Raw genomic sequence first — 17,159 nt, forward strand, 5'->3', positions numbered from 1 at the left:
GCTCGGGGGCGGGCGGCGGCGCGAAGAGGCCGGCCAGCTCGGGGATGTCCGAGCCGCGCTTCCAGTCCGCCATGCCCTGCTGCCAGAAGAAGCTGCGACCGCTCACGGTGCCGGTGGCGATCATCTCCCGGAGGGCGCCCTCGTCCAGGGGGCCCTCCTGCTTGTTGCGCACCATGACGAACCAGGGCGAACCCGTGGGCTTCAGGGGCGCGGCGCGCGTGGGCTCATCGTCCCAGGGCGTCTGGGGGGCGGGGGCAGGAGCCGGTGCCGGGGCCGTCCGGGCCGCGGGCGCGGAGGCCGCCGCCGGCTCCGCCAGCGAGCGCTCCTGCGCGCGGATTCGCTCCACGTCCGCGAGGGACACCACGCGGGTGCTCTCCTCCTCGGCGGGGCCTTCGACGGTGATGACGTTCTGGCAGTTCTTGCAGCGGACCTTGACCGTCTTGCCGCGGACCTTTTCGTCCGCAATGGAATACCGCTTCTGGCAATTGTCGCAGGTAAAGTTCAAGGGGAGCGTCCAGCTTCCGGGGGAAAACGCGGGTCGGATGCTACCGCTAGAAATCCCCCGCGCAAACCATCGGTTGACTCTGTCCGACAGCCCAACTATTCAGCCGCCCTCTCCCTGCTCCACTGGCCTTTCCAAAGGTGGCGAATGCCGGCGAAGGATCTTGGAACGAAGCACGTCTGCTACAAGTGCCAGACGAAGTTCTACGACATGAAGAAGCCGGACCCGCTCTGCCCGAAGTGTGGGGCGGACCAGCGGGAGAGCCCGGCACTCAAGCCGCAGCCCGAGGGCCGTCGCGGCCGCCTGGCTGCTACCCCGAAGGTCATCGAACCCATCGAACCCGAGGAGCCAGCAGCCGCGGAGGAGGATGAGGAAGGTGAGCTGGAGTCCTTCGACGACGACGAGGCCGCCGCCGAGCCTGACGAGGATGAGATCTAATCCACGCTTCTGAACACCAGGGGCTCCACGGCGCAGGCCGGGAGCCCCTTCGGTTTTCAGGACACCGCTGTCAGGGGACCGCCTGGGGCGCGAGCACGCGCCCCGGACGCCCGGGGCTCAGGTGCCCGAGACGGGCGCCAGCTCGAGGAGCACCCGGCGGATCTGCTCGTACAGGCCCGGCCCCATCTCCTGCATCCCCACGGGCCGAGGCGTCGGCTTCCGCGTGGAGGACGCCAGGGTGCGCAGGTCATTGGTCAAGGTCGTCCGCTTCTTCGGCTGATGCATGACTCGGCCCCCTCTTGTTGTAGCTAGCCAGTCTTATAGCAATATTTCCGCCAGAACGGAAATGGGATTCGAAATTCGGCCTCTCACTCACTTATACGTCGAGCGCCGGAAATATTTCGCTGACCCACCCGCCCCGAGGGGGATACGGGCCAGGGGCCCGCTCCCGGTCATGAGACGAGACCTACTTCAGGTCGGCCACGTTCCAGGTCTGCTCCACCTGGACTGTCTCGCCCGCCTTCACATTCACGGTGTGTGCCACCTCGGGCAGGCGCTCGTGCCAGAGGACCACGGTGTGGGTGCCCTCGGGGACCTCCAGGCGGAAGCGGCCCTCGGCGTCGGTGGTGGCGAAGTAGGCGTGGTCGAAGGTCTTCACGAGCGAGCGCATCCACGGGTGGACGTCGCAGCGGATGGGAACGTCGCCCGGGGTGGCGGGGAGCTGCCGGCGCACCGTCATGCCCTCCAGGGGCATGGCCACGTTGAAAAAGGAACGGTTGGTGCCGGAGGCGGCGCGCACGTTGTGGACCAGCGGGTCCGAGTTGCGCAGCGCCAGGGTGGCGCCGGCCCGCGCGGCCATGACAGGCGGGTCATAGACGCAGCGCTTCTGGTCCAGCACGGGCTCGGGGGTGGCGGCGCGCGGCGCGGACAGGGTGGCCCCCTCCTTCACCGACACCACCACATGGGCGAGCGCCCCCTCGCCCCCCACCACGAGCGAGCGGTCCTCCGTCTCCTCGCCGCACACGGAGACGACGGTGCCGATGGTCGGCTGGCGCGCGGGCTTGGGAGGCGTGCCGGCCAGCCGGATGCGTCCTTCGAGAGTGCCCCAACCCGTGGCGGTGGGAGCCGGATTCACCGCAGGAGCCGGAAGTCCGGCGCCAGACGCGGGCGCGGCGGGGGGCTGCGGAGGCGTGGACTCGCGGCATGCGGGCGCGAGCGCGAGGACGAGAGAGCCGAGAAAGATGGCGCGGAGCACGCGCTCCGGTCTAACGGGAGCGTGAAGCAGTTTCAAATGCAGCATGGCTGCCAGGGGCCCAAGGGATGACTCATGGCCCATTTGGGCGTTGGACCCCCATCAGCCTTGTTGGTACAAGAGCGCGGCCGTACACGGTGCGGCCCTGTGGGAGGCAGCAACTTTGCGGGAGAAATTGAAAGCGCTGGCGGAGCTGCAGAAGGTGGACCTCGAGGTCGCTGCGCTCCGGAAGGCCGCGGACGTTCACCCCCGTCAGATTTCCGAGCTGGAGCGAGAGCTGGGCGTGGCCCGGAGCGCCATCGAGGCAGAGCGGGCGCGGCTCACCGACATGGAGCGCCAGAAGGCGCAGCTCGAGCAGAACATCACGGACGAGAAGGACAAGGTGAAGAAGTGGGAGGCGCGGCTCAGCGAGCAGCGCTCCACCCGCGAGTACTCCGCCCTGGCCCGTGAAATCGACATCGCCAAGAAGGCGAATCTGACGATGGGCGAGGAGCTGGCGGAGCTGACGAAGCAGCTGGGCGCCGCGCGCGAGGCCATCAAGGCGAAGGAAGCCGAGTACGCCACGAAGGCGCAGGGCCTGTCCGGCCGCATGGCGGAGCTCAAGGGCAAGCTGGGCGAGGCGGAGGCGCAGGTGAAGGAGCTCGAGGGCCGCCGCTCCGGCGTGGCCTCGGGCGTCGACTCCACCCTGCTCCGCCGCTACGAGACGGTGCGCAAGAAGAAGCTGCCCGCGCTGGTCGGCGTGGTGGCCGGCACCTGCCAGGGCTGCAACATGAACGTGCCGCCGCAGCTCTACAACCAGCTGCGCACCTCGCTCGGCTCGGACGTGTGCCCGTCCTGCCACCGCATCATCTACGCGGTGGAAGCCCTCCAGGAAACGCCCGCGGCGGAGAAGTAGTCCCCCACCCTCCGCGCCGTCATGCCCGCGCCGTCCATTGTCGACATCCTCCGCCACATCGCGCGTGAGGAGCCGCTGCCATCGACGGTGCGCGCCTTCCGAGGGCTCACCCGTGAGCACCTCGGGCAGCTCATCGAGGAGGCGGCCGGACGCCTGGAGGCGCTGGCGGCGTCTCCGGCGGAGCCTCGCCCGGAAGCCCTCGCGCCAGACGCGGCCGAGGACGCCTCCTCGGAAGAGCACGCACCCGCCTCCGAGGGTCGCCCGCGCAAGGCCTCGAAGCGCACGCGCTAACCGCCCCCCCCGCCCGCGGAGTGGACCCGGGCCGTCCGCCTGTTGTAAGGGCACGTTGCCGGAGTGGTCCGGGTGAACGCCGGCCACCGCAGTCACGGGTGGCGGGAGGAAAGTCCGGGCTCCAGAGGGCAGGGTGCTGGCTAACGGCCAGTCGAGGCGACTCGCAGGAAAGTGCCACAGAAAACAAACCGCCCGTTCCGAAAGGGGCGGGTAAGGGTGAAACGGTGCGGTAAGAGCGCACCGCGTCCGGGGCGACTCGGACGGCACGGTAAACCCCACCTGGAGCAAGAGCCAATAGGAGCGCGTCCCTCGCTGTCGGGGGGACAAGGATGGCCCGTCCCAGGCGCTCGGGTTGCTCGCTGATGAGGCTCCTGGGCAACCAGGACCCTAGATGAATGTTCGCCGCCCACTCCGAAAGGGGTGGGGACAGAACCCGGCTTACAGGGCCACTCCGGCGCTTTTTCCCCTGTAGCCGTCCCGCTCGCCCGCGCGCTTCAGCGCGCCACGGGCACCTGCGCGAGGAAGATGCGGTCCCTGCCGTCGTTGCGCACGGCGTCCGGGTTGGTGAGCCGCAGGCGCGAGTCCGTGCGCGGCTCCCACAGGCCCAGCCAGATGTTGAGGCTGCGCGTGGACGCGCCGGGCGGCAGGTAGATGGCGAACTCGTCCTTCACCGTCTCGCCGGGGCGCCACTTGGACGTGGGGTAGATGCCGCCGGCGGGCGGGTGGTCCACGTTCATCCGCTCCATGCGGCCGTCGGCGTCCTCCACGTGGACGAAGACGAGGTAGTCCTCCTCCAGGGGCTGGAGCACCTTGAAGTAGAGCGTCACCTTCGCCTGCTCTCCGGGGGTGAGCCGGCCCGGCTGCACGGAGGCGCCGACGATTTCCACCTTTCCGCCGAGGTTGGCGCCGTTGCGCACGGACAGGGGCGGCACCTGGGCGACGGTGGCCGCGCGCCGCTCCGCGGGGCTGGCGCCGCCGGGCGCCTCGACGATGCAGGCGCTGCCCAGCAGGAGGAGCGACGGAAGCAGGACAGTGGAAGGCTTGAGGCGCATGGCAGGCGTTTTCTACCCGGCCACGGGCGCTGCATCCACTTGCGTGTTGGTGTATGCGAAGCGCGCCCATGAAGACGCCCAACGCCCTCGACGCCCTGATTGCGCAGGTGCCGCCCGCTCCCTCCCCCGCCCCCACGCCGGGCGGAGGAGGCACGACGCAGCCCGGCACGGGGGAGCCGCCCACGGACGGCCTGCCCATTGGCGACGTGGTGGGCATTGGCGCCGCGGGCCTCTTCGTCCTCCTCATGGTGCTGGCCGCCCGGAAGCTGTTCTTCCGCAAGCGCGCCCCCGAGCCGAAGCGGGCCCCGCCGCCCGTGGACAAGGACAAGGAGCAGCCCGCCCTGCCGGCGGAGCAGCCGCGGATTCGCGTGGAGCTGCCGCCGTCGGAGGCCGAGGCCGCCCGGCTGCGCGAGGTGGAGGAGGTGCACGCCCGCGTCGAGGCCCTGGCGCGTCAGCGCGAGGAGGCCGCCCGGGCCGCCCGCACCACCACGGACGCCGCCGAGCGCGCGCGGCTGGAGGCGGAGGTCCGCGCCCTCAAGGAGCGTGAGGAGGAGGAGAAGCGCGCCGAGTACCGCGCGAAGAAGGCCGCCGACGACGAGGCGCGGGAGCGCCGCAAGCGCGAGCAGGCCGAGGGGCAGCGGCTCCTGGAGGAGCAGCGCGCCCGCGAGGCCGCCGCCGTCGAGGAGACCCGCCGCGCCGAGGAGGCCGCCGCCCGCGCCAAGATTGAAGCCGAGGCCGGCCGCACGCTGGCGCAGGGCCTGGACAAGACGAAGAGCCAGGGCTTCATGGCGCGGCTCAACGGCCTGTTCGGCCAGCAGCGCCAGGTGGACGAGTCGGTGCTGGCGGAGCTGGAGGAAATCCTCTTCACCGCGGACATCGGCGTGCGCACGGCGAACCACCTGGTGGAGGTGGCGCGCGAGAAGCTCAAGCGCAACGAGCTGAAGGACCCCGAGCGCATCAAGGCCCTCATCCGCGAGGAGGTGGCCCGCATCGTCGACCTGCCGGTGCCGCGCACGCTGGAGGGCGGAGGCCCGCCGCACGTGGTGATGGTGGTGGGTGTCAACGGCGCGGGGAAGACGACGACCATCGGCAAGCTGTCGGCGCAGCTGACGGGCCAGGGCAAGAAGGTGGTGCTCGCGGCGGGTGACACGTTCCGCGCGGCGGCCACGGAGCAGCTCGACGTGTGGGCGGACCGGGCGAAGGCCTCGCTGGTGAAGGGCGTGGAGGGCGGAGACCCGGGCTCGGTGGTGTTCGAGGCGGTGAAGAAGGCGCAGGCCGAGGGCGCGGAGGTCGTCATCGCGGACACGGCGGGCCGGCTCCACACGAAGGCGCCGCTCATGGAGGAGCTGAAGAAGGTCAAGCGCGTCATGGACAAGGCCCTGCCCGGCGCGCCGCACGAGGTGCTGCTGGTGCTGGACTCCACCAACGGCCAGAACGCGATTCAGCAGGCCAAGCAGTTCCACGAGGCGGTGGGCGTCACCGCCATCGCCCTGACGAAGCTGGACGGCACCGCGAAGGGCGGCGTCATCATCGGCATCTGCGACGAATTGAAGCTGCCCGTCGTCTGGGTGGGCGTGGGCGAGAAGATCGCCGACCTGCGCCGCTTCGAGCCGCGCGAATTCGTTCAGGCGCTGTTCGACTGAGGGACGAAGCGGCCGGGGCTCACTCCCCCAGCAGCCCCGGCATCAGCTCCTCCAGCAGCTTCTTCGACGCCGGGTCCATCCCGAGCTGCAGGTCCTTCAAGTCCCCCAGGTCTCCCAGCCCCTGGGCGCCCAGCAGCGAGCCCAGGTCCGCCTTGCCCAGGTCCGCGTCGCCGTGCGCCTCGCTCCACCAGCGCACGCGCAGGGCGTCCAGCCGCTTCGCGTTCGCCGGGCTCGCCTTCGCCAGCTCCTTCGTGAGGCAGTCCCCGCACGTCCACTTGAAGCGGTACGTGTCCACGTACGAGCGCAGGCCCCGGAAGAAGGCGTCGTCCCCCACGAGCTGCCGCGAGGCGTGGTGCAACAGCGGCGCCTTGCCGTACACGAGCGCCCCGTACTCGAACTCGTTCTCGAAATCGCCCGTGGGCCGGTCCGCCTTGCCGTCCTTCCCGCCAGAGAGCCGGTACAGGTGGTACGACGCCACCAGCGCTTCCTTGCGCTGCACGTCCGCCGCCGCCTTGCCGTGCCGCCACTCGACGTAGAGCAGCGCCGCGTACTGGGCCAGCGACTCGTCCACGACGGGCGCGTTGATGGGGTCCGAGCCGATGAGCCCCGCGAAGTACTGGTGCGCCACCTCGTGCGCCACCGTGAACTCCAGCGTGCGCTCCAGCACCTCGCCCAGGTGCGCCAGGGCCCCGTTGCCGCCGCCCTGCCCCAATAGCCCCAGGAACTCCTCCATGCCCTCCATGCCCGACAGCGAGGACAGCGCCTCGGACGGCTGCGCCGAGCCCCGGTAGAGCGACGTGGCCACCGTGACGAGCCCCGGGAACTCCATGCCGCCCGCGCCTCCGGACAGCGGCGCCTCCACCACGCGGAAGTGCGTATAGGGCAGCGGGCCCAACCGCCGCTCGAACTCCGCGAGCGCCGCGGCGGTGTACTCCAACACCCGCTGCCCCGCGGCCTTGTCCCTCGCCGCGAAGTGGCTCTCCACCGTCACGCCCCCCACCGTCGTCGTCTTCTTCTCGTAGCCCCGTGACACGAGGATGGGGAAGTCACGCACCGCGCCCGCGGCGAAGGCGAAGCGCACGCGGCCGTCGCGCTCGGGCACCTCGCCCATGGGCGCGCCGGTGGCGTGCACCGTCCACCCCGTGGGCACGCTGACGGTGGCCAGCACGTTGGCCGGCTCGTACAGCGAGAGGTCGCCAATGCCCTGCGGCCCGTCCCAGGGCCTGCCCGCCGCGTCCACCGGCGGCACCTGCGGCACCACGCCCACCAGGCTGAGGAAGTCCTCCGTCGCCGAGAAGGCGCCGTGGTCCCCTCCCCCACCGCGCTGGCCTCCGCCCAACAGGCCCGCGAGCATCCCTCCGCCCTTCTCCGCCCTCGGCACGGTGGCCTTCACCGCCACCTCCAGCGACGCCGCCGCGCCGGCCGGCACCGGCTCCTCCAGTGACACGCGATACAGCGTGGGCTCCGGCTGCTCCAGCCGCACGGGCTTGCCGCCCAGCTTCGCCTCGGACAGCGTCACCCGCCGCCCCTGCATGTTGGGCGTCAGCCGCAGGTACAGCTCCGTCAGCGGCCGGCCCCGGGCCACCACCTCCACCTGCACCTGCCCCTTCACCTCGCGGGCCGCCGGGTCCACCTCGAGCCGCACCCGGTAGAGCGGCAGCTCCGCCAGGGGGCCCAGCGCCTTCGCCGCCCGCTCGCGCTCGGAGGGCTTGAGGTGCTGGAGGCAGAGCTGGACCTCGGGGGACACCATCCCCGGGGCGGGAGTCGCGGCCGGAGGGGACGGCGGCGCGCCGCTCCAGGCAGGGGCCCCGGAGAGCGCACACCACAGCAGGCACCCGCGCAGGAAGGTCCGCATGGGGCCATCCTAATTGACCCACGCCACCACTGCTCGTCTAGCCTGGGCGCGCATGCACTCCCGAACGCTCGTCCTGGCCGCCGCCTGGGGTCTGGTGGCCTGTGCGCGACAAGGCCCCACGTCCACCGCCCACCTCCCCTCCTCCGAACCGCGCGCCGTGCGGCTCCTGCTGGACACCCCCGCGCAGGAGACCGAGACGCTCGAGAAGCTGCGCGAGGACGTGGACATCGACACCTCCGAGGGAGAGCGCACGCCGCGCGTCGTCACCACCGGGCAGACGCCGGTGCTGCGGCTGGAAGGGCAGCGCGCCCGCCTCTTCGGGGACGCCGCGGGCAGGCTCGGCATCTCCGTGGACAACTTCCTGCTGCTGGAGGTCCTCGACGCGAGCGGCAAGGTGGTGCGGCGCGCCGTGGTGGGCTTCACCGAGGGCGTCCACATGGGCAAGGAGCAGGTGGACAACCTGGGCCGCCGCGCCTTCAACTTCGAGCCGGGCGAGGTGGACCTCACCGCCCTGCTGCCCGAGTCCGAGCCCTTCCAGGTCCGCGCCACCGCGCTGGACTACTGGGGCGTGGGCCGGGTGAGCGACGTGTACCTCGTGCTCTCCCCCGGCTCGCTCCGCACGTCCGACGACCCGGACAACCTGCGCAACCAGTGAGCCGCGCGGGCCCGCCCGCCCCGTGTGAATCCGGGCGGGCGGTGCGCGGAAGTCACATCAGAAGCGGAGGGCCGCGTCGGGAATCCGGAGGACGGTTCCTCCCCGCGCCTTCCCACCGCCGCGAACCGGGCGCGCGCCGCCCAGGAACACGCAGCCACCCTCCGGGCAGATTTCCTCCTGCGTCAGGGGATCCGCTCCGCCCCCCTGCGTCGCCATCACCGCGCCCACCGTGCCGGCGGCCACCACGGCGCCGACGCCGGCCCACACGTACCAGCGGCCGTACCACGGCTTGCTGGAGCTCACCTCGTCCGTGATGTCATCCGGGTTCGGCTGGTCCAGCCCGCCCACGGTCGTCGTCGTGTCGCGCGGCCTCGCGTCCAGCCCGGGCTTGCGCGGCACGTCCTCCGCGCTGGCCACCGTCGACGTGTCCTCCAGCGGCCGCAGCTGGCCCTCGACGGCGTAGGTGCGGCCGGCGAACACGGTGATGTTGTGCACGTCGGGCTTGAAGCCCGGCGCGCGGAACTCGATTTCGCGCGAGCCCGTCTTGAGCAGCACGTTCATCTGCGGCACCCGGCCCAGCTCCTCGCCGTCCACGAAGACGACCGCCTCCGGCACGTCCGCCGTCAGCGACGCGAAGCCCATGTTCGCCTCCAGCGACACCGCCACGTCCGTCTGCGAGCCCTCCTTCACGTCGATGCGCTTCGTGAAGTCCGCGTAGCCCGGCTTGCGGACCACCAGCAGGTGCTCGCCCGGCGTCACCTCCACGGGCACGGGCGCCGCGGTGAGGATGCCGGCGTCCTTGCCGTCCACCAGCAGCTTCGCGCCCTTCACGTTGCCGGAGATGCGCACCAGCAGCTCCGTCTTCGCCAGCATCTGCGGCGGCGCCAGCGGATCATCCTCGACGACCGGCTCCACGGCCTTCTTGCCCGCCTTGCCCCGGGCCGTCTTCGTCTTCGGCGTCTTCGCGGGCTTCTTGGTGACCTTCGCGGGCTTCTCGCGCGCGGGCTTCTTCTTCACCACCTTCGTCTTCCCCGCCTTCGTGCGGGACGACTTCGGCTTGGGAGCGAGCGGAGGCGCGAGCGGATCATCATCGTCCTGCGCGAAGGCGGAGGACGGCACCGCCAGGAGGGCCACCAGGACGAAAAGGACGAAGCGTTGGAAGCTCATGACAGGCCGAAGGTTAGAGAGTCATCCCAGGGGAATCAAACAGAGTCCCGCGCACCTTGACCTTGGGCCAATATCCGCGCCCCATGCACCGCGTCCTGACACCCCTGGCCCTCGGCCTCAGTGTTCTCTCCCTCACGGCGTGCTCGCCCAAGACGCCTCCCCGGACGGAGACCCAGCCTCCACCCGCTCCCCCCATCCGCGTCCCACCCGGCTGCGAGAGCAGCCAGGCGGGCGAGTACTACCACGCGGAAAATCCGGCCTTCCGGTACTACGGCGAGGATGACGGTGGAACGTTGTCGCTCGCCGTCGTGCGCGCCCGGCCGGAGGGCGGCGCGGAAGTCCCGGACGCGGGCGCGGCCTCCATCGTCCTCCAGCGCACCCCGCAGGGCTTCGTCGGCGAAACGCGCGCCACCGGCTTCACCGGCAGCGGCGCGCCCTGCCCCGTCGTCTTCCCCACCGAGGTGGTGACGTGCGCGGACACCGGCCTCACGCTGCGCTCGGCGGCCAGCGCCTCCATCGACGAGGGCTGCCGTCCCGCCCCGTCCGGCGCGCCCGCCGTGCGGCTGCAGCAGGTGCTGCTGCGCGGAAGCCCGGACGCGGGGACCTGAAAATGCGAAGGGGTGAGGCCCGGTAGGAGGCCTCACCCCGTGGTGTCACCCGCCGTCAGCGGCCGCTCAGGCGGCGCGGCGCGGCTGCTCCCCGGTGGCGTTCACCGGGGGCGCGGACTCGGTCAGCTTGACGCGGCCGGACAGGCCCAGGCCCTGGAGCAGGCTGGAGACGCCCACGTACAGGAAGCCCGCCTGGAAGAGGACGATGAAGGGCACCGACGTGTAGATGCGCGCGTCGATGGCGAACCACAGCGCCCCCGTGAAGTAGGCCGCGAAGAGCAGCTCCACCACCGGCATCAGCGTCTTGCTGCCGCGGTACGTCTTCTTCACCGCGACGACCTTCTTGCCCTCGGCGCCCGTCTTCGGCGTGCGCGCGAAGCCCGACTGCTGGTTGAGCAGCGCCTCCAGCACCGCCTTCGCGTTGTTGATGGCCAGGCCGATGCCCAGGCTCATCAGGAAGGGCAGGTACTTCACCCGCGCCCACCCCTTCACGCCCATCTCCCGCTGCGCGGCCACGTAGAACACGCAGACGCTGGCGGTGGCGGTGATGAAGAAGGGCAGGTCCAGGAAGAGCGTGCCGTACAGGCCGTGCTGGAAGCGCACCACCATGCTGATGGGCATCAGCACGGACAGGAGCACCATCAACAGATAGGCCATGTTGTTGGTGAGGTGGAAGAAGGCCTCGCGCTTCACCACCAGGGGCAGGTCGCTCTTGAGGATGGTGGGCAGCAGCTTCTTCGCCGTCTGGATGGAGCCCTTCGCCCAGCGGTGCTGCTGGCTCTTGAAGGCGTTCATGTCCACCGGCACCTCGGCCGGGGAGATGACCTCGGGCAGGAAGACGAACTGCCAGCCCTTGAGCTGGGCGCGGTAGCTCAGGTCCAGGTCCTCGGTGAGCGTGTCGTGCTGCCAGCCGCCCGCGTCGGAGATGGTGCCGCGGCGCCAGATGCCCGCGGTGCCGTTGAAGTTGAAGAAGCAGCCGGAGCGGTTGCGGGCGGTGTGCTCGATGATGAAGTGCCCGTCCAGGAAGATGCTCTGGGCCTGCGTCAGGATGGAGAAGTCACGGTTGAGGTGGCCCCAGCGCACCTGCACCATGCCCACCTTGCTGTCCGAGAAGAACGGCACCGTGCGCTGCAGGAAGTCCGGGCTCGGCACGAAGTCCGCGTCGAACACCGCGACGAACTCGCCGCGCGCCAGCTTCAGGCCGTTCTCCAGCGCGCCCGCCTTGAAGCCCTGGCGGTTGGTGCGGTGGATGTAGACGATGTCGTGGCCCTTCTGCTTCATCCGCTCCACGCAGGCGCGGGCAATGGCGCACGTCTCGTCCGTCGAGTCGTCCAGCACCTGGATTTCGAGCAGCTCGCGCGGGTACTCGATGCGGCACACCGACTCCACCAGGCGCTCAACGACGTACATCTCGTTGAAGATGGGGAGCTGGATGGTGACGCGCGGCAGCTCCTTCAGCGCGCCCTTGGGCGTCGGCAGCTTGAACTTGTGCCGGTAGTACAGGAACGCCATCCGGTACCGGTGCGAGCCGTAGACCGCCAGCACGCACAGGACGCTGAAATAGACGCCCAGGAAGATGATCTCGACGGTGGTCATCGGTGACGCTCAGCCCCTCCCGCGACGGCCCCCGTGGCCGGCGGTCCTTCCTTGCGCGGCGGCCCCGGACACCCTCTCACGCTGACCGCCGCCAGATGGGTCTGGTGAGCCCCCGCTCCGTATGTGCCCGAAAAGACGAGGTTTTAATCTTCCGGGGATGATCGGCGCCGGACAATAGGGACGCGTCAAGGTCGTGTCAAACTATTCCCCGGATTTGAACGTTCCGTTCACCCGGGTCTGACACTTCGCGTCACAGGGCCATCACGGGGCTGATGGGTGCCGGCGCCGGGGCTGAGGCGGCGCCGGTGGGAGGGCCAACCTCCCGGGTCAGCTCACCGCGCGGCGGGGCTCGGCGGGCGCGGCGAGGGGCTCGACGGCGGGAGCGTCGGTGACGCCGGCCTCGTCGCGGGTGGCGAGCGCCAGGACGCGCTCGACGAGCTCGGGGAAGTCCAGGCCGGCCTGGGCGGCAATCTTCGGCATGAGGCTGGTGGGGGTGAAGCCGGGCAGCGTGTTCACCTCCAGGACGACGTCGTTCTCCGTGTCCGAGCAGAGCAGGTCCACCCGGCCATAGCCGCGGCAGCCCAGCGCGCGGTACGCGGCCAGGGCCAGGGACTCCACGTTGGCCACGCGCGTGGCGGACATGCGGGCCGGCAGGAAGTAGCGCGAGCCGCCCTTGTACTTGGCGTCGAAGTCGAAGCTCTCGCGCGGGGTGGCAATCTCACAGGTGCCCAGCACCGTGTCGCCGAGGATGCCCACCGTCACCTCGCGGCCGGCGAAGAAGCGCTCCACCAGGGCCTCGCCGCCGAAGCGGCACGCCTGGGCCACCGCGGGGGCGAGCGCCCCGGGCTCGCGCACCACGGACAGGCCCACCGAGGAGCCGCCCAGCGCGGGCTTCACCACGCAGGGGTAGCCCAGGTCACCGTGCAGCTCCAGCGCGCGCGCCGCGTCCGCGCGCACCACGCGGTAGCCCTGCGGCGTGGGCAGGTTGTGCAGCCGGAAGAGCTTCTTGGCCATGGGCTTGTTCATGGCCAGCGCCGAGGCCAGCACGCCCGAGCCGGTGTACGGCAGCTCCAGCAGCTCCAGCAGGCCCTGCACGCGCCCGTCCTCGCCCATGCGTCCGTGCAGCGCGAGGAAGGCCACGTCCAGCTCCGCCGCGCGCAGCGCCCGGTCCAGCCCGGGGCCCGCGAAGACGCGGGTGACGTGGTGGCCGCGGGACTCCAGGGCCGCCACCACGGCCTCTCCCGTCTTGAGCGAAATCTCCCGCTCCTCGCCCCACCCACCCATCAGCACTCCGACGCGCTTACCCATTGTCGATGACGCCTCCTGGGCAGGGGCTAGAGCACGGAGGATGCCAACCACGCGGCGTCCGGGCCGGAGCGGACACGCCGCGTCGGTTTCCCGTCTGAACAAGGGGTTGCGGGGACACCCAGGCGGCCGGGCAAGCGTGGTCTTCAAGACACGGCGCGGCCCCGCGGACACGGGGCGGGGACTGTAGAAAGTCCCGTCCCCGCGCCCGGACCGTGGTCAGGGACCCGCGTCGGTACCAGCATCGGTGCGCGTGCCGGCGTCGGTACCGGCATCGGTGCCGGTGCCGGCATCGGCGCCAGTACCGGCGTCGGTGCCCGTGCCGGCGTCGGTGCCACCGTCGGACCCGGGCGTGCCGTCGGAGACACAGGCGTCATCCACGCAGGTGTAGCCCGGCAGGCACTGGTTGCGGTCGTCGCAGGGCAGCCCCTCCTCGTCGAAGTCGACGAGGAGACTGCACGCGGACAGGCCCAGGCAGAGGGCCGTGAGGGGAAGGAGGGAACGCAGGGGACGGCGCATGGCTAGTAGTTCCGGAGATCGTCTTCGTCGAGTGCGGGCCGCTTCTTCTTCTCCTCTTCCTCCCGCCGCCGCCGCTCCTCCTCGCGCTTGCGCTTCGCCTCCTCCTCGCGCTTGCGCTCCGCCGCCTCTTCCTCCTGCTTGCGCTGCTCCTCCAACTCGCGGCGCTGGCGCTCCACCTCCTCGCGACGCTTGCGCAGCTCCTCCTCCCGCCGCCGCTCCTCTTCCTGCCGGGAGGAGCGCTTGCCCTCCGGGGCCTGCGTCGGAGCGGGGGGCTCCTCGGCCGCGGGCGCCGGAGGCGGGGTGCGCGCCGGAGGCGGAGTGCGCGCCGGAGGCGGAGGCATGGGCAGTGACTCACCCTGGGGCTTCGTCGTCGTGGCGCGGGGCGGAGGCGGCATCGGCAGCGCCTCGCGCTGGGGCGCCGGCTCGGAGCGCGGCGCCGGCTCCGCGCGGGTGGGGGCCTTGCTTCCGCCACCACCGCCGTCGGCGAAGGCGAAGTAGCCACCGAGGCCCGCGGCCACCAGTCCCGTCACGATGCCCACGTCCGCCACCAGCGCATACGTCTTGCCGGTGTCCTTGAGGTCCTGGGCGCGCGGGCTGTTCTGCTCGGCGCGCTTGAAGTCGTCCTCCTTCGCGGAGGCCTCCATGCCGAAGTAGACGCCGCCGGCCAGCAGGGCCACGCCCGTGGCCATCAGCACGTAGCCCACCGTGCGGCGGGTGGCGCTGCCCGACGCGAAGTGCGTCACCGGCTTGCCGCCCTGGCGCGGCGCGTCCGCGGACACCAGCCGCGTCAGCAGCTCGTCCGAGCCCGCATCCATGGCCGCCCCGCGCGGCACCGTGCCCAGCGCGTAGGCCAGGTTGTGCCCGTCCGCGACGTCCAGCCGCAGGGCCGTCACCTCCAGGGGCGCGGCCCCGACGCCGCCGCGCACCAGCAGCGCGAGCACCTGGGACACGCCCGCCAGCGCGCCCAGCTCGCGCAGGGCCCTGTCGCGCTCCGCGCTCTCCGGCTTGCGCGCCGCCGTCTCCGTCAGCGTCTGCAGGGGCTTCTGCGCGGGCAGCGGCGGCAGGGTGAGCGTGGTATCCCCCTCGCGGGCCCGGCGCTGCGTCAGCGCGTAGCCCGGCGCCAGCACCGTCACGTAGTGGTCCGCGGGCGGCAGGTCCGTCACCTCCACCGGCGACACGCCGCGGAACACGCCGTCCACATAGACGTGGGCGGGCACGGGCTCGGTGCGCACGGACAGCGACGTCTTCGCGGCGGCCAGCACCGCCTTGCGCTCCTTCTCCACGAAGGCCATCTCGTCCGGCGGGAAGAAGTTGGGCGAGAACTGCGCGCGCGGGTCCACCGCCAGCACCGAGCGGATCTCCAGCTGGGCCGCCGTGCCCTCGCCGTTGGCCACCTGCGTGGCCGCCTTCATCACCCGCGCGCGGCTCAGGTCGCCGAAGCGCAGGGACAGGTCTCCCGCCTCGGACGCGCGCACCGCCTTGTCGAACTGCTGGAGCGCCTGCTGCGTGTCCAGCTCGTCGTAGGCGCGCTGGCCCTCCTTCATCGCGGCGGCGGCCTCGGCGGCCCGCGCCTCGCGCTCGCGCCGCCCGTCCGCGTCCAGCGCGTCCGCCAGCCGCACCAGGCGCAGCCGGCCGGAGCGCGCCACCTCCTGCTCCGCGAGGTACGCCAGCCGGGAGGCCTCGGTCCGGGCCGCCGCGTCCAGCGGGATGGCCACCACCGTCACCGTGGAGTCCGCGGTCGCCGCGGAGAGGGCCCGGGGCATCAGCCGCGCGGGCATGGACGGTTGGGCCGCCGCCGGTCCCACGGCCAGAAGGCCCACCAGCCAGCCGCTCAGCGCCGCGTGCAGCGCGCGCTTGCTCGAAGGTCGCATCACTCGTTCACCCTTGGTTCGTCGCGCATCAAACGGCGTGCGCGGCGAAATGCAAGTTCGAATGAGTCCTCAGCGACCCGAGGCACGGGCCGGCGCGCGGCCCGGCGCCGAGGCCAGTCCGTTGAGGTAGTCGAGGGCGACCTTCAACGGGTAGTCCTTGTCCTTCAGCTCGGCGGTGACGGCCCAGTCCTTGAGGCCCTCGGGCAGGCCGCGCGGCGCGGGCTCGGGCGTCTCGGCGCCCGCGGTGGGCTCGGCGCGGAAGTGGCGGCGCAGGTCCTTCTCGCGCACCGCCTCGCGCGGGGTCTTGCCACCCGCCTCGTCGGGGACGAGGTAGTCCGGAGAGATTCCGCGCTCCTGGATGCTGCGCCCCTTGGGCGTGTAGTAGCGCGCGATGGTCAGCTTCAGGCCCGAGCCGTCCTCCAGCTCGATGACCGTCTGCACGCTGCCCTTGCCGAAGGTGGGCGTGCCCATGATGGCGGCGCGGCCGTGGTCCTGCAGCGCGCCGGCCACGATTTCGGACGCGGAGGCACTACCCGCGTTGACGAGCACCACCACGGGGTAGTCCTTCTCCGTGTCGCGGTCCTTGCTGCGCTCCTCGGTGGTGTTGCGGCCGTCGCGTCCCCGGGTGGAGACGATGGGCAGGTTGCCCGGCAGGAAGCGGTCGCTCACCGCCACCGCCTGGTCCAGGAGGCCCCCGGGGTTGTTGCGCAAGTCCAGCACGAGCCCGCGCAGCTCCTTGCCGCCGTTGAGGCCGCGCAGCCGGTCCAGCTCCTTGCGCAGGTACAGGTCCGTGCGGTCCTGGAAGTTCTTCACCTTCACGTGGCCGATGCCGCCGTACAGCGCGCCCTCCACGGAGATGATGCGGATGTGGTCGCGGATGATGGCGATTTCGCGCGGCGCGCTGAAGCCCTGGCGCATGATGGTGAGCAGCACCCGGCCGCCCGCCGGGCCGCGCATCTTCTGCATGGCGCGCCCCACGTCCATGCCCTGCGTGGACTCGCCGTCGATGCCCACCAATTCGTCCCCCGCCTTGAGGCCCGCGCGCGCCGCCGGCGTGTCGTCGATGGCGGCCACCACGACGATTCGCTCGCCCTTGCGCGCGATTTCGATGCCCAGCCCGCCCCACTCGCCCGAGGTATCTATCTTCATCTCCCGGAACACCTCCGGGGGCATGTAGAGGGTGTGCGGGTCCAGCGTCTCCAGCATCCCCTGGATGGCGCCGTGGATGAGCCGCTCGCGGTCCGGCGGCTCCACGTAGTTGTTCTCCACGTAGGAGAGCACCCGCGCGAACAGCTCGAGCTGGCGGTACGTGGCGTCATCTCGCTCGGCCCGCTCCGCTCGGCCGGGGGCCACGGGCGTGCTGGAGGCACGGCCGCCGGCCTTCGACTTCTCGTCCGCGGCCGCGGGGCCACTCAGGAGGAGGAAGGCGGCCAGCGCCGCGCGCCACGGCTGGGGAAGACGCGTCACGTCGGTACGTCCTTTCACGCAAAGGCCCCGTCAACCCCAGGGC

General features: G+C 71.4%; 17 protein-coding genes and 1 other RNA gene. 7 read left to right on the top strand and 11 right to left on the bottom strand.

Annotated elements, in window-relative coordinates:
- Positions 1–505: GYF domain-containing protein (locus HG543_RS38755; protein ID WP_169349954.1), on the bottom strand; the 505-nt coding region annotated here is incomplete at its 3' end.
- A 144-nt stretch (positions 506–649) separates the two neighbouring features.
- Between HG543_RS38755 and HG543_RS38760 the strand changes: the two genes are divergently transcribed.
- Positions 650–940, top strand: a complete 291-nt coding sequence (locus HG543_RS38760; RefSeq protein ID WP_169349955.1) for a TIGR02300 family protein — start codon at positions 650–652, stop codon at positions 938–940.
- Positions 941–1,057: 117 nt separating this feature from the next.
- On the opposite strand, the gene HG543_RS38765 is transcribed toward HG543_RS38760, so the two are convergent.
- Both HG543_RS38765 and HG543_RS38770 read right to left on the bottom strand, forming a co-directional pair.
- Positions 1,058–1,225: a hypothetical protein gene (locus tag HG543_RS38765; RefSeq protein ID WP_169349956.1), complete on the bottom strand. Its 168-nt coding sequence runs from the start codon at positions 1,223–1,225 to the stop codon at positions 1,058–1,060.
- Between the two features lie 181 nt (positions 1,226–1,406).
- A complete protein-coding gene (locus HG543_RS38770) occupies positions 1,407–2,195 on the bottom strand; it encodes a cupredoxin domain-containing protein (protein WP_171818870.1) in 789 nt (262 codons plus the stop codon).
- A gap of 160 nt (positions 2,196–2,355) precedes the next feature.
- Between HG543_RS38770 and HG543_RS38775 the strand changes: the two genes are divergently transcribed.
- The 3 genes from HG543_RS38775 to rnpB all read left to right on the top strand — a co-directional run bounded on the left by HG543_RS38775 (position 2,356) and on the right by rnpB (position 3,835).
- On the top strand, positions 2,356–3,087 hold the full coding sequence (locus HG543_RS38775; protein ID WP_169349958.1) for a zinc ribbon domain-containing protein: 732 nt from the start codon (positions 2,356–2,358) through the stop codon (positions 3,085–3,087).
- 21 nt (positions 3,088–3,108) lie between these two features.
- Positions 3,109–3,378, top strand: a complete 270-nt coding sequence (locus tag HG543_RS55805; RefSeq protein WP_246357605.1) for a hypothetical protein — start codon at positions 3,109–3,111, stop codon at positions 3,376–3,378.
- 60 nt (positions 3,379–3,438) lie between these two features.
- An RNA gene (gene rnpB / locus HG543_RS38785) (RNase P RNA component class A) lies at positions 3,439–3,835 on the top strand.
- A gap of 37 nt (positions 3,836–3,872) precedes the next feature.
- Here the strand turns inward: rnpB and HG543_RS38790 are convergent.
- Positions 3,873–4,430: a hypothetical protein gene (locus HG543_RS38790; protein WP_169349959.1), complete on the bottom strand. Its 558-nt coding sequence runs from the start codon at positions 4,428–4,430 to the stop codon at positions 3,873–3,875.
- A 68-nt stretch (positions 4,431–4,498) separates the two neighbouring features.
- Between HG543_RS38790 and ftsY the strand changes: the two genes are divergently transcribed.
- On the top strand, positions 4,499–6,073 hold the full coding sequence (ftsY, locus tag HG543_RS38795; protein WP_169349960.1) for a signal recognition particle-docking protein FtsY: 1,575 nt from the start codon (positions 4,499–4,501) through the stop codon (positions 6,071–6,073).
- Positions 6,074–6,092: 19 nt separating this feature from the next.
- Here ftsY and HG543_RS38800 read toward each other — a convergent pair whose 3' ends face one another.
- On the bottom strand, positions 6,093–7,928 hold the full coding sequence (locus tag HG543_RS38800) for a M1 family aminopeptidase (protein WP_169349961.1): 1,836 nt from the start codon (positions 7,926–7,928) through the stop codon (positions 6,093–6,095).
- 52 nt (positions 7,929–7,980) lie between these two features.
- Here HG543_RS38800 and HG543_RS38805 point away from each other — a divergent pair, with 52 nt between their 5' ends.
- Complete coding sequence (locus tag HG543_RS38805) at positions 7,981–8,583, top strand: hypothetical protein (protein WP_169349962.1); 603 nt, start codon at positions 7,981–7,983, stop codon at positions 8,581–8,583.
- Positions 8,584–8,640: 57 nt separating this feature from the next.
- Here HG543_RS38805 and HG543_RS38810 read toward each other — a convergent pair whose 3' ends face one another.
- A complete protein-coding gene (locus HG543_RS38810) occupies positions 8,641–9,750 on the bottom strand; it encodes a PEGA domain-containing protein (RefSeq protein ID WP_169349963.1) in 1,110 nt (369 codons plus the stop codon).
- 83 nt (positions 9,751–9,833) lie between these two features.
- Here HG543_RS38810 and HG543_RS38815 point away from each other — a divergent pair, with 83 nt between their 5' ends.
- Complete coding sequence (locus HG543_RS38815; RefSeq protein WP_169349964.1) at positions 9,834–10,358, top strand: hypothetical protein; 525 nt, start codon at positions 9,834–9,836, stop codon at positions 10,356–10,358.
- Positions 10,359–10,424: 66 nt separating this feature from the next.
- Here the strand turns inward: HG543_RS38815 and HG543_RS38820 are convergent, their stop codons facing one another.
- The 5 genes from HG543_RS38820 to HG543_RS38840 all read right to left on the bottom strand — a co-directional run bounded on the left by HG543_RS38820 (position 10,425) and on the right by HG543_RS38840 (position 17,116).
- On the bottom strand, positions 10,425–11,954 hold the full coding sequence (locus HG543_RS38820; protein WP_169349965.1) for a cellulose synthase family protein: 1,530 nt from the start codon (positions 11,952–11,954) through the stop codon (positions 10,425–10,427).
- A 327-nt stretch (positions 11,955–12,281) separates the two neighbouring features.
- On the bottom strand, positions 12,282–13,262 hold the full coding sequence (locus HG543_RS38825; protein WP_169349966.1) for a D-alanine--D-alanine ligase: 981 nt from the start codon (positions 13,260–13,262) through the stop codon (positions 12,282–12,284).
- A 216-nt stretch (positions 13,263–13,478) separates the two neighbouring features.
- Positions 13,479–13,778 carry a hypothetical protein gene (locus tag HG543_RS38830; protein ID WP_169349967.1) on the bottom strand — a complete coding sequence of 100 codons (300 nt, stop codon included), beginning with the start codon at positions 13,776–13,778 and terminating at the stop codon, positions 13,479–13,481.
- A 2-nt stretch (positions 13,779–13,780) separates the two neighbouring features.
- Positions 13,781–15,649 (bottom strand): PEGA domain-containing protein, encoded by a 1,869-nt coding sequence (locus HG543_RS38835; RefSeq protein ID WP_169349968.1) that lies wholly within the window; start codon positions 15,647–15,649, stop codon positions 13,781–13,783.
- Between the two features lie 69 nt (positions 15,650–15,718).
- A complete protein-coding gene (locus tag HG543_RS38840) occupies positions 15,719–17,116 on the bottom strand; it encodes a S41 family peptidase (RefSeq protein WP_169349969.1) in 1,398 nt (465 codons plus the stop codon).
- Between the last annotated feature and the right edge of the window lie 43 nt (positions 17,117–17,159).

It is taken from the genome of Pyxidicoccus fallax, assembly GCF_012933655.1.
In the GTDB taxonomy this organism is placed as follows: Bacteria; Myxococcota; Myxococcia; order Myxococcales; family Myxococcaceae; genus Myxococcus; species Myxococcus fallax.